Genomic DNA, 12,025 nt, shown 5'->3' on the forward strand with positions numbered 1-12,025 from the left:
GCGCTAACAGGAGGTAAACGGGGAGGTGACGGGGTCGGCGTTCCCATTTCCGGGATTCCACGTCGGCCCCGTGTTCCCATGCGTCACACGAATGGGTACCCTCTCGCTCGCGCCGTGCGAGTGACCGCTGCCTCTTGGTAATGATGATCTTCAGTGTTACCGTTTCGTGGCCAAACGAATGAAGTGGCCGCTGGCGGACTCTCGTGCAGCGCCTGCCCTGGCAAAACCAGATTTCACGAAGCTGCGGAGCGCTGTGAAGCAGAAGAGCAGTTCGGAGACGAACTACAAGACCATCCGGTCACGACTCACCGGTGTCGTGGTCGTCCCCAGTGTCGTGTTGTTGGTGATGTGGGCGCTGTTCTCGTCCTACACCGTCTTCGACGGTTTCTACCAGCGTTCGGTCGCCGCCGGTGTGAAGGACGCCTCGATCCCCGCCGTCTCCACGTTCGCCGCGATCCAGCAGGAGCGCGAGCTGAGCATGACCAGCCTCGGCCAGCCGGGAGCCAGCGCGGCCGACCTGCGCGCGCAGCAGCTGCGGACCGACGAGAAGGTCAGCACCATGAAGGCCGCCTTCGCCGAACTGGCGTCCGCAGCGCCGCAGCAGGTGGTCGACGGCATCAACAACCTGAACGGCCTGCTGACGCAGCTCCCGAACCGGCGCGCCCAGGTCGAGGCCGCCAAGGTCCCGAAGCGGGAGATCTACGACTACTACAACAGCGTGCTCGACGCGGGCATCGCGCTGTTCAACGTCCAGGCGCGCATCGTGCCCGACCCGGAGTCCGTGCAGGGTGCCCTCGCGGGCATCCAGTACTTCCAGGCCGCCGACTGGATGTCCCGCTCGACCTCGCTCGCGTCCGGCGCGCTGGCCGCGGGTGACTTCACCCCGGACGACCGGGTGGAGTTCGCGAACCTGGTCGGCGCGTACCGCTCGGCGCTCGGCGCCATCGAGCCCTACGCCGAGCCGACCGTGCGCGACCACTACCGCAAGATCACCAGCACCGAGGACTGGAAGAGGACCGAGTCCTACCAGGCGGGTCTGATCCGCAACGAGGAGCAGATCTCGCGGGTCGTCTCCCTCGCGGACTGGCAGGCGGCCACGACCCCGGTCAACGCCGAGCTGACCGAGCTGGTCAGCGAGCAGGCCACGGCCGTCGCCGACTTCACGCTGGCCAACGGCGAGAACAAGTTCAACACGGTCCTCATCGGCAGCCTGATCGCGCTGCTCGCGGTGATCATCGGCATCGTCGTGGCCGTGCGGATCTCCAACCGCCTGGTCAACCGCGCCCTCATCTCGCGCCTGGTCAAGCTCAAGAACGACTCGCTCGACCTGGCGCACGAGCGGCTGCCGAGCATCGTCGACCGCCTGCGCAAGGGCGAGCACGTCGACGTGGAGACCGAGGTCCCGCCGCTCGACTACGGGCAGGACGAGATCGGGCAGGTGGCCGACGCGTTCAACGCGGCGCAGTTCACGGCCGTCGCCGCGGCGGTCAAGGAGAGCCAGGTCCGCGACGGTGTGAACCGCGTGTTCCTCGACATCGCGCACCGCAACCAGGGCCTCGTGCACCGCCAGCTCAAGATCCTCGACAAGCTGGAGCGCGAGGAGGAGAACCCGGACCAGCTCGACGCGCTGTTCCAGCTCGACCACCTCGCCACCCGCGCCCGCCGCAACGCCGAGAACCTGATCATCCTCGCCGGTGAGCAGCCCGGCCGTCAGTGGCGCAAGCCCGTGCGCATGATCGACATCCTGCGGGCGGGGGTCGCCGAGACCGAGCAGTACGTGCGCGTCAAGATGAACCCGGTGCCCGAGACGGCGCTGGTCGGCGGCGCGGTCGCCGACACGATCCACCTGGTCGCGGAGCTGGTCGACAACGCCACGGCGTTCTCGTCGCCCCGCTCCCAGGTCCAGGTGCACAGCAGCCAGGTGCCCCAGGGCATCGTGGTCGAGATCGAGGACCACGGCCTCGGCATGAGCCCGGAGGACCGGGCCCGCGCCAACGAGATGCTCGCCAACCCACCCGAGTTCGACGCCATGTCGCTGCGCGGGGAGTCGCGGCTCGGGCTGTTCGTGGTCGCCCGCCTCGCCGACCGCCGCAAGATCCGCGTCGAGCTGCGCGAGTCGCTCTACGGCGGCACCCTCGCGCTCGTGCTCATCCCGTCCGAGATCATCGCGGGCCCCTCGGCCAACGTCGAGCCCGCGAACGCCGCCGAGGTCGCGACGCGGCGCGGCGCGCCGGAGCACAACCTCGTCCACTCTGAGGCGGCCCGCCAGGGCGACCTCGGCGAGGACGCCAGGTTTCCGGGCGCACCAGGCGAGTTTTCCAGTGGAGTGGAAGACTTCTGGGCGAAAGCGGAGACGGACGTCGCCGGAGATTCCCACGCAGCGCCGCGATCGTCCGTGATCGCACAGGTGGAGTTGCCCCAGCGACCGAGGGAAGCCCAATGGCCGGTGGACGACCCGGAGGCGCCGGAGACCGTGCAGATGGAGATGAATTCGCCGCGGGACCGGCCAGAGCTCCCTCGCAGACGCCGCCAGCAGAACCTGGCGCCACAACTGGCGACCGACGAACACCTCACGGCCCCCGCACCCATCGCGGAGGCCGAGATAGAACGGTCGGCCGAACGCACACGTCAGGGCTTGGCGGCATTCCAAAAGGGCGCGCGCGAGGCTCGTCGCAGCGACAACGACCTCGAACCGTGATTCGTCGTGGATGACGTGAGCCTGGAAGGGGCAATCTCCACATGAACGACATGAACAGCCAGCACCACGAACTGAACTGGTTGTTGGAAGACCTGGTCGGCCGCGTGGTGGGAGCACGGCACGCCGTGGTCCTCTCCGCGGACGGGCTCCTCCTCGGCCGGTCTCCGGGACTGTCGAAGGACGACTCGGACCACCTGTCCGCGATGGCGTCCGCGTTCCAGAGCCTCGCCAGAGGGACCGGACGGCAGTTCGGCGGAGGAGCGGTGCGGCAGACCATCGTCGAGATGGAGCACGCCTACCTGTTCGTCACAGCGGCGGGCCACGGGGCGTGCCTCGCTGTGCTCGGGGAGGAGGACGCCGACATGGGCATGATCGCCTACGAGATGAACATGCTCGTGAAAAGAGTCGGTACTTACCTCTCCTCGGCGCCGAGGGTCGAAGTAGTACCGCCGCTGCCTTCGGCCCGTAGGTCGTCCTGATGACCGGCCGCGGCGATTGGTGGTACGACGAGGCCGCCGGTCCGGTGGTGCGTCCGTACGCGATGGTGCGTGGCCGCACCCGCCCGGTGACCGCCGAGCTGCACCTCGTGACCCAGGTGCGCGCGATGCCGTCGGCCTCCGACCCGGAGTCGCTGACGGTGGAGCACTTGGAGATCATGGAGCTGTGCAGGCGCCCGCTGTCGGTCGCCGAGGTCGCCGCCTACCTCGACGTCCCGCTCGTCGTGGTGAAGGTGTTGTTGAGCGACCTCATCCAGCGCGGTGACGTCGTCATCCGCGACCCCGCGCGGGTCGCGGAAATTCCGGACAGGAACCTACTTCAGGCGGTGCTGGATGGCGTCCGTGGAATCTGAGCGGCCGGGCGGAGAGCTGCTCGTTCCCACCCCGGTCAAGATCGTCATCGCCGGTGGCTTCGGCACCGGCAAGACGACGATGGTCAAGTCGGTCAGCGAGATCGCTCCGCTGCACACCGAGGAGCTGCTGACCGAGGCGAGCGTCGGCGTCGACGACCTGGCGGGCGTCGAGGGCAAGACCACGACCACGGTCGCCCTGGACTTCGGCCGCATCACGATCAGCCCCGAGATCGTGCTGTACCTCTTCGGCACGCCCGGACAGGGTCGCTTCTGGTTCATGTGGGACGAGCTGGCGCAGGGCGCGATCGGCGCCGTCGTGCTGGTCGACACCCGCAGGCTGGACAGCAGCTTCCCGTCGATCGACTTCTTCGAGCGCCGCGACATCCCGTTCATCGTCGCGGTGAACTGCTTCGACGACGCGCACAAGTACGCCGTCGACGAGGTGCGCGGAGCGCTCGACCTGGACAAGTCGATCCCGGTCATGCTGTGCGACGTGCGCGACCGCGAGTCGAGCAAGTCCGTGCTCGTCGGCATCATCGAGCACGCGATGTCGCGGCTCGACGCGATGGCCTGACGACCACGCGGGAAAGGCCCCCCACGGACTCGTGGGGGGCCTTTCGCCGTGTCGGGCTGGCGGGGTGCCGGTGGGCCGCTACGACCGTTGTGCGAGCGGCTCCAGCGTGCAGTTGAACGGCCGCAGCAGGGGCGGCGCGTAGACCATCCGGTAGCCGGGGACGCGCTCCGGGTCCTTCGCGATGCCCGCGATGACCTCGCCCACGTACTCCAGGTGGCTCTGGGTGTAGACGCGGCGGGGGATCGCGAGCCGCACCAGCTCGTAGGGCGCGGGTTTCAGCATCCTCCCGTCCTCGTCCAGCTCGCCCAGGTACAGCGAGCCGACCTCGGCGCACCGGATGCCGCCCGCCAGGAACAGCTCCAACGCCAGCGCGTGACCGGGGAAGCTCTCCGACGGCAGGTGCGGCAGCAGCCTGCCCGCGTTCAGGTAGACCGCGTGCACCCCGGTCGGCCGGACGCTGTCCACGCCACCGCGCCGCGCCAGGTCCGCGAGGTACGCCGTGGCGGAGGCGCGGGCGCGCAGGTAGGTCGGCTCGGTGACCTCCAGCAGCCCCTGGGCCAGCATGTCCAGGTCGCGGCCCGCGAGTCCGCCGTAGGTCTTGAAGCCCTCGGTCGCGATCAGCAGGAGCTCGCACCGCTTGGCCAGCTCCGGGTCCCGCATCGCGAGCAGCCCCCCGATGTGGACGATGCCGTCCTTCTTCAGGCTGGCCACGCAGCCGTCGGCCAGCGCGAACGCCCGCCGGGCCACCTCGCGCGGCGTCTGGTCGCCGTAGCCGGGCTCGCGCTCGGTCACCAGCCACGCGTTCTCGGCGAACCGGGCCGCGTCCAGGAAGAACGGCACGCCGTGCGCGCGGGCGAGCCCCGCGACGGCCTCCAGGTTCGCCATCGACACCGGCTGACCGCCGCCGCCGTTGTTGGTGATCGTCATGAGCACCAGGCCGACGTCCTCGGGGCCCTCCAGCACCGCCCGCAGCGCCGCCAGGTCGACGTCGCCCTTGAACGGGTGGTCGCTGTCGAGGTCCTTCGACTCCTGGCACGGCAGGTCCAGGGCCACGGCGTGGGCCAGCTCGACGTTCGCGCGGGTGGTGTCGAAGTGCGTGTTGCTGACGCACACCTGGCCCGGCTTGAGCAGCGAGGAGAACAGGATCCGCTCGGCGCCGCGGCCCTGGTGCACGGGGTAGATGTGCTCGTACCCGGTCAGCTCGGTCACGACGTCGCGGAAGCGGAAGAACGACCTGGAGCCCGCGTAGGTCTCGTCGCCCCTGATGCCCGCGGCCTGCTGCTCGGCGGACAGCGCGCCGGTGCCGGAGTCGCTGAGGAGGTCGATGGTGACGTCCTCGGCCGTCAGGTTGAACTGGTTGTACCCGGCGCGGGCGAGGGCGAGCTCGCGGTAGGGGCGTGTGGTGATCGGGATCGGTTCGACGACCTTGATCCGGTACGGCTCCATGAGGGGCATGACGGTGTTCTTTCTCCTAGCTGACCAGCGTTGCGACTCTCGGCGAAGCCGTGCTGTGGGCTTCCGACGACAGGTAGACCGTGACACCGGGACGCGGTGCGCCGATGCGCAGCGACACGTGCGCGATGAGCCCGACGCCGTCGGCGAGCGGACGCCTCGCGACGGCCCCCAGCGCGCTGCGGAACGCGGTGGGGTCGATCAGGTGCTGGTCGAGGGTGGCGAGGACGCGCAGCCGCGCCTCGCTGTCGTCGTTGACGTAGGACCGCACCGGCAGGTAGAGCGAGTAGCCGCTCGGCCGGTCGACGTCGCCGGGCAGGAACGTGTAGCTGGAGATCAGGGGCCGTCCGGTGAACGGATCGGACCGCCCGCCCGCGACCAGGCAGAAGTCGCGCACGGTCTCGGCGTCCACGCCGTGGGCCGCGCTCGCGGCGACCACCGCGTCGTCCGGGGTGGCGTCCTGGTGGGACAGGTAGACCTTGGCGCGGGCGCCCGAGGACTCGGTGAGGTCGAGCGCGAAGAACGAGTACCGGTCCAGGTCGCCGCGCCTGCGCGCGTGGTCGACGATCGTGGCGTGCCCGGCGCCGTAGCCGAGGCGGGCCAGTCCCTCGCCGACCAGCAGCGGGGCCTCGGCCCGGCCGCGCACCTCGGGGTTCAGGTAGACCTTGATGACCGGCTTCGCGTCGGCGCGGAACACCAGGGAGAACCACAGGGAGAACTCGCCCTGCGGCTCGGACGGCAGGAACAGGTCCCGCACGGCGTCGAAGCGGTCCAGCGGGAGCCCGTGGCGCCCGGCGAGCGAGTCCAGCACGTCCAGCGCCGCGTCCATGTTGGCCGCGGGGCTCGGTTCGGCGGCCGTCGGCTCGACGAGCACCCTGACCATCGCGGGCTCGCCGACCGCGAAGGCCGTGGAGAACTCGAACGGTGTGTGGTCGTCGGCCACGCCCGAGCGCCACGAGGGGGAATTGGACAATGGCCGAAAGCCGCCTGGGCCAAGTGTCTCGCTCAGGAGTTCGACTGAATTATTCGCGATACCACCCAGGTGGACGGAATGAAGTAGGTCGCGAAGTTGACTACCGCCAAAATCTCGAATCGAGACGCCTGTGGGGTTCACGATGCGACACTCCTTGTCCGTGGCGTGGGAAAAGGTACGCTCCGCTGGAGGCTTTTGTCCACCCGAATGCCGTTGTGCTAGCTGGACTCTGAGTGAACCTCCACACAATTGACTCAGGGTCAAGCGTCAATTAGGGGCCTTTGTCGGGGTGGCTCGGGTAAGCGATGGTAGGCTATTCGGACCCTTGACTCCCACCCTGTTCATTCGCTTGCACTAGTCCACCTGAGACTCTGGTCACGGGTTGTAGTTTCGCCTGATTCCCGTGGGTGGAAAACTTAACCCAGGTTGCGGAAGCCGTGTTTCGAATTGGTTTTGCCGTTCGGGGGGTCGTCGGATGTCCCGTTCACCAGGGGTGAGTTGTGAGGATCCGTCGTTATCGAGTCCGCCACTTTCACGACCCGGACCCACCAGCGCAACTCGATCAAGAGGGTCGGCGCCGAGGTCACCGGCGGGTCCACGGGTTCCCCGTCACCGGGACGCGCGCCCGCCCGCCAGGCGGGCAGACCCGCCGCGAACACCTCGGCCGCCCGTCTCGCCGCCCCCTCCTCGGTCCCGTCGGAGTCCGGGACGTCGATCCCGACCTGGCACAGCGGGACCAGCGCGTCGCGCAGCTCCACCACGTCCGGTAGGCGTGCCGCTCGGCGTGCGGGCCGGGCAGGAACCCGCCTGCCGCGGGGAGGTCGGTGTGGGCGACGGACGGCACCACCCCCGTGACCCCGGTCCACAGTGGATGGACGAGCGCGCGGTACCGGTGGTAACGGAAGCGCCGGAGGTGGCTCCCGCCGCCCGCCGCGCGATGGCGAGGCCCAGCAGGAGCAGGCACGTGCCGAACGGCATCAGCACCTGGTCGACGGCCGCCTCCGGCCACGGCGGCACCACCCCGAACAGCAGGGCGGTGTTGTCGGCGACCACGTGCAGGGCGAAGACGAGGATCGGCACCTCGCCCCACGCGTGCACCAGCATCCCGGTCGCCACGCGTCCGCGTCCCGCCGCCCTCGCCAGGCGGGCCGTGCGCCGGGACAGCCCGATCACCGCGGCCACGGCCCGGGCGAGGTAGGCGCCGAAGGTGGCGTGGGCCAGTGCCGCGAACGGGTCGCCGGGCCCGCCCGCCTCGTAGCGGCCCGCGGGGCTGAAGAGCCAGTCCGACGCGTGCGGGCGGGCGGCGAAGCACCCGACGACCACCGCGAGCGCGACCCACAGCAGCGCCAGGCGCGGCCGGGGGAAGCGGTCGACCCCGTCCTGCGAGCCCTCGACCACGCGCGCGAACCCCGACGGGACCAGGTAGGCGGCTCCGAGCGCGGCGACGTGCTGGAGCGTCCACGCCAGGTGCGGCGAGCCGAACGTGAACGTGCGCGCGGGAGCCGCCTGGACGAACAGCGCGGTCGTCAGCAGCGCGACCCCGGCGGCGAGGTGGCGCGTCGCCGCGGAGCCGCCGCGCAGCAGCGCGTAGGCGGTGCTCACGACCGCCGCCGCGCCCGACGCCGTGGAGCCGACCAGCACCCACGACGTCAGTTCCACGTGACCGCCTCGGTGCCCAGCATCACGGCGAGCCGGTCGGCGGCGGCCCGGTCCTCCGGGGTGAGCGTGCTGACCACGGCACCCGGCCTGGCCTCGGCCTCCAGACCCGCGGTGGTGGCGGAGCACTCCGCCTCGACCTCGTCCGGGTCGTCGTAGCCCAGGCGCGGGCGCGGTGCCCCCGGCCCCGCTCCGGGAGCGATCGGCACGCAGGCGTGCCCGAGGACCAGGTGGCCGATCTCGTGCAGGACGCCGTGCCGCTGGTGCACCGGGCTGGAGCGGTCGGCCCGGACGATGAAGTCCGCGTTGTCGCCGGAGGTCCACAGGTGGTCGAACCGCCAGCCGAACCGGGAGCCGGGCACGAGGTGGACGGGCCTGCCGCGCAGCGCGGCCAGGTCGTCGCACAGCGCGCGGGCGTCCCACGGGGACGGGATGGTGACGCCGTTCCGGCGCAGCGCGGCCAGGGCCGCGTCGACCACGTGCTGGACGTCGTCGAACCGGTCCCGGCCGGTCACGTCTCGTCGTGCGCCGCGTCGGTCGCCGCGAAGTGCTCGACCATCGCCTCCAGGGTCTCCAGCGACCGGGGGCTCAGGTGCTGGGCGCGGGCGGCGATGTGCATGGCCCGGCTGGAGTGGGTCCTGCGGTGGGTCGTGGCGACCGGTATGAGGTCGCCGGGGTGCACCGCGAAGACCTCCGCGATGGCGACGATCACGTCCATGGTCGGGTTGTCGCTCTTGTTGTTCCGCAGGTTCGAGATGTACGGCTCGCTCTTGCCGATCAGGCGGCCGATCTCGGCGTTGGAGTAGAACGGCGACCGGCGGCGGCGGTTCTCGTCCGGCCGCGACCGCGGGATGTGCGACATGAGGTGGTCGAACCGCTCGGCGAACGTGGAGAAGCCTCCGATGGCGTCGCGCGGGTCGTCCTGCGTCACTCCGGCGCCTCCTGTCGCGCTTGAGATGATCACTGTCCCACGCGACGTGACGACGCCCGCATCGGGCGGCAAGTATCAATCCCAGTTAAGGGAGCGGGCAACCTCCGTGGGGAACGCCGTGCTCCATCGGGGTGATTCGGTAACTGGGGATTGGGTTCAACACGTCACTCCGGTAGACATGGTGGTGCGGTTCCGCCCGGCCTCCCCGTTGTGGTGGAACCGCGCCAGGGGGGACTGGGGGGTGGGTGTGCGCGGTGCCGCGGGCGCGCGAACCCGCGGCGCCGCGCACGCTCCAGGGCGCCGGAGGGCCGCCCCACGGGAGTGGAACGGCCCTCGCTCGACGCTCGTCACGCGTAGTTGTGGAAGCCCCGACCGCTCTTCTTGCCCAGCAGACCCGCGTCCACCATCCGCAGCAGCAGCGGCGGCGGGGAGTACAGCGGCTCCTTGAACTCGTCGTACATCGACTCGGCGATGGCCTTCGTGGTGTCCAGGCCGATCAGGTCGGCCAGGCGCAGCGGGCCCATCGGGTGCGCGCAGCCCAGCACCATGCCGTTGTCGATGTCCTCGGCCGACGCGAAGCCGGATTCGAGCATCCGGATCGACGACAGCAGGTAGGGGATCAGCAGGGCGTTCACCACGAAGCCCGCGCGGTCCTGCGACCGGATGACCTCCTTGCCCAGCACGGTCGTCACGAACTCGCGCGCCCGGTCCTGCGTCTCCTGCCCGGTCAGCAGCGACGGCACCAGCTCGACCAGCTTGAGCACCGGCACGGGGTTGAAGAAGTGCACCCCGATGACCTGCTCGGGGCGGCTCGTGGCCATGCCCAGCTTCATGATCGGGATCGACGAGGTGTTCGACGCGAAGATCGCGTTCCGGTCCTCCACGACCTTGTCCAGGGCCGTGAACACCTCCGTCTTGACCTGCTCCTGCTCCGCCACGGCCTCGACGACCAGGTTCCGGTCGGCGAAGTCGGCGACGTCGGTCGTGAACCGCATCCGGTCCAGCGCGGCGTCGCGGTCCTGTTCGGACAGCTTGCCGCTGCGCACGCCCCGGCCGAGCGAGGTCGCGATCCGCTTCTTCGCCGCCTCGGTCGCGCCCAGGTCCACCTCGGCGATCAGGACGTCGAGACCGGCTCGCGCGCACACCTCGGCGATCCCGGAGCCCATGAGCCCCGAGCCGACCACTCCCACACGTTGAATGTCACTCACACCGCGATCGTGCCAGGTCGTGGAACGGGACGGGCACGCCAGCCCCGTTCCACCGCTGGTCAGTCGTCGGCCAGCTCCGCCTCGGCCTGCTGGATGGCGGCGAACTCCTCCTCCGGCGCGGCGGCCACCAGGCGGTGGCGGCTGTAGAACCAGAAGTAGGCGATGGCGACGAGGAAGATGCCCGCCGTGATGCCGGAGGCGAGCAGGTCGACCACGAAGGTCGCGACCACGGCGGCGAGCGCCAGCACGAGCGCCACGCCGGTGGTGATCGCGCCGCCCGGCGTGCGGTAGGGGCGTTCCATGTTCGGCTCGCGGATCCGCAGCACGATGTGCGACACCATCATCAGCACGTACGACACGGCCGCGCCGAACACCGCGATGTTGATCAGCAGCGCGCCGTCCTTCGTGGCGACGGCGAGGACGAATCCGATGGTGCCGGGCACGATCAGCGCCAGGTACGGCGTCTTGCGCCTGCCCGTCCGCGACATCCAGCGCGGCAGGTAGCCCGCGCGGGACAGCGCGAACAGCTGCCGCGAGTAGGCGTAGATGATCGAGAAGAAGCTGGCGACCAGGCCTGCGAGACCGACGTAGTTCACCACCTGCGCGAGCAGGTTGTCCCCGCCGTACGCCGCCCGCACGGCCAGCGGCAGCGGGTTGTCCGCGCTCTTCACCGCGTCCGAGCCCGCGCCGCCGGGCGTGACGACGAGGATCAGCGCGGCGAACACCAGCAGCGCCGCCATGGCCGCGATGATGCCGCGCGGCATGTCCCTCCTCGGGTCGCGCGCCTCCTCGGCGGCGAGCGGGACCCCCTCCACGGCCAGGAAGAACCAGATCCCGTAGACGAGCGCGCCGAGCACGCCCACGAACCCGAACGGCAGGAACGAGCTGGCCCCGACGGCATCGGTCGGCACGATGTCGAACAGCTTGTCCGCGTCGAACTTGGGGATCATCCCGACGACGTAGGCGAGCAGCGCGACCACGGCGACACCGGTGATCACGAACATCACCCGGAGCGCCTCACCCACGCCGTACGCGTGGATGCCGATGAACACGACGTAGCAGAACAGGTACACCGGCCACGAGTTGGTGAGGCCGAACAGCCCCAGCGTCTCGACGTAGCCGCCGATGAAGATGGAGATCGCGGCGGGTGCGATGGCGTACTCGATGAGGATGGCGACGCCGGTGGCGAACCCGCCCAGCGGGCCGAGCGCGCGCCGGGCGAACCCGTAGCCCGCTCCCGCGACGGGCAGGGCGGCGGCGAGTTCGGCCAGGCCGAACACCATGCAGGTGTACATGGTCGCCATCAGGGCGGTGGCGATCAGCAGGCCGCCCCACCCGCCTTGCGCCAGGCCGAAGCTCCAGCCCGCGAAGTCGCCGGAGATGACGTACGAGACGCCGAGGCCGGCCAGGAGGACCCAGCCCGCCGCACCCCGCTTCAGCTGACGGTGTTCCAGGTAGTCCTCGCCCACCTTCTGGTAGGCCACGTGTTTGCGTCCCTCGGCGGCCACAGCACTCCCTATTGGAGTCGGGGTAGTCCTTTGACAGGGACTTGAGAGTGGTCCCGGTCACGTGGGAGTGTCAAGCGTCCAAATGCGTGTCTAGCTGCGTAACGCTTGCGTTGACACGACTGTTGCGTCCGTGTAGCAATAGTCCTCAATGGTTCCGCAACAGACCTTTAGCGAA

At 69.9% G+C, this 12,025-nt stretch carries 11 protein-coding genes; 4 read left to right on the forward strand and 7 right to left on the reverse strand.

Annotated features, from left to right (window positions below; all coding sequences use genetic code 11):
• Nucleotides 1–253: 253 nt before the first annotated feature.
• Genes AC156L_RS11760 through AC156L_RS11775 form a run of 4 tightly spaced genes read left to right on the forward strand, consistent with a single transcriptional unit; the run spans nucleotide 254 to nucleotide 4,122 of the window.
• A complete protein-coding gene (locus AC156L_RS11760) occupies nucleotides 254–2,698 on the forward strand; it encodes a sensor histidine kinase (RefSeq protein WP_330880356.1) in 2,445 nt (814 codons plus the stop codon).
• A gap of 41 nt (nucleotides 2,699–2,739) precedes the next feature.
• Nucleotides 2,740–3,177 carry a roadblock/LC7 domain-containing protein gene (locus AC156L_RS11765; RefSeq protein WP_259628709.1) on the forward strand — a complete coding sequence of 146 codons (438 nt, stop codon included), beginning with the start codon at nucleotides 2,740–2,742 and terminating at the stop codon, nucleotides 3,175–3,177.
• Nucleotides 3,177–3,548, forward strand: a complete 372-nt coding sequence (locus AC156L_RS11770; RefSeq protein WP_330880353.1) for a DUF742 domain-containing protein — start codon at nucleotides 3,177–3,179, stop codon at nucleotides 3,546–3,548. The genes AC156L_RS11765 and AC156L_RS11770 overlap by 1 nt, the downstream gene beginning before the upstream one ends.
• Nucleotides 3,529–4,122, forward strand: a complete 594-nt coding sequence (locus tag AC156L_RS11775) for a GTP-binding protein (protein WP_330880351.1) — start codon at nucleotides 3,529–3,531, stop codon at nucleotides 4,120–4,122. The genes AC156L_RS11770 and AC156L_RS11775 overlap by 20 nt, the downstream gene beginning before the upstream one ends.
• A 78-nt stretch (nucleotides 4,123–4,200) precedes the next feature.
• Here AC156L_RS11775 and AC156L_RS11780 read toward each other — a convergent pair whose 3' ends face one another.
• From AC156L_RS11780 to eat, 7 genes are all read right to left on the reverse strand, one after another.
• Nucleotides 4,201–5,577 carry a tryptophanase gene (locus AC156L_RS11780; RefSeq protein WP_330880349.1) on the reverse strand — a complete coding sequence of 459 codons (1,377 nt, stop codon included), beginning with the start codon at nucleotides 5,575–5,577 and terminating at the stop codon, nucleotides 4,201–4,203.
• 16 nt (nucleotides 5,578–5,593) lie between these two features.
• On the reverse strand, nucleotides 5,594–6,688 hold the full coding sequence (locus AC156L_RS11785) for a tryptophan dimethylallyltransferase family protein (RefSeq protein WP_330880347.1): 1,095 nt from the start codon (nucleotides 6,686–6,688) through the stop codon (nucleotides 5,594–5,596).
• Nucleotides 6,689–7,156: 468 nt separating this feature from the next.
• Nucleotides 7,157–8,206 carry a hypothetical protein gene (locus tag AC156L_RS11790; RefSeq protein ID WP_330880345.1) on the reverse strand — a complete coding sequence of 350 codons (1,050 nt, stop codon included), beginning with the start codon at nucleotides 8,204–8,206 and terminating at the stop codon, nucleotides 7,157–7,159.
• Complete coding sequence (locus AC156L_RS11795) at nucleotides 8,197–8,718, reverse strand: hypothetical protein (RefSeq protein WP_330880343.1); 522 nt, start codon at nucleotides 8,716–8,718, stop codon at nucleotides 8,197–8,199. Before AC156L_RS11795 ends, AC156L_RS11790 begins: the two co-directional genes overlap by 10 nt.
• Entirely contained in the window at nucleotides 8,715–9,134 is a 420-nt protein-coding gene (locus AC156L_RS11800) for a helix-turn-helix domain-containing protein (RefSeq protein ID WP_330880341.1), read from the reverse strand. Before AC156L_RS11800 ends, AC156L_RS11795 begins: the two co-directional genes overlap by 4 nt.
• A 347-nt stretch (nucleotides 9,135–9,481) precedes the next feature.
• Nucleotides 9,482–10,342, reverse strand: a complete 861-nt coding sequence (locus AC156L_RS11805) for a 3-hydroxybutyryl-CoA dehydrogenase (protein ID WP_330880339.1) — start codon at nucleotides 10,340–10,342, stop codon at nucleotides 9,482–9,484.
• A 59-nt stretch (nucleotides 10,343–10,401) separates the two neighbouring features.
• A complete protein-coding gene (gene eat / locus AC156L_RS11810; RefSeq protein ID WP_330880338.1) occupies nucleotides 10,402–11,826 on the reverse strand; it encodes an ethanolamine permease in 1,425 nt (474 codons plus the stop codon).
• Between the last annotated feature and the right edge of the window lie 199 nt (nucleotides 11,827–12,025).

Source organism: Umezawaea sp., from assembly GCF_057122925.1.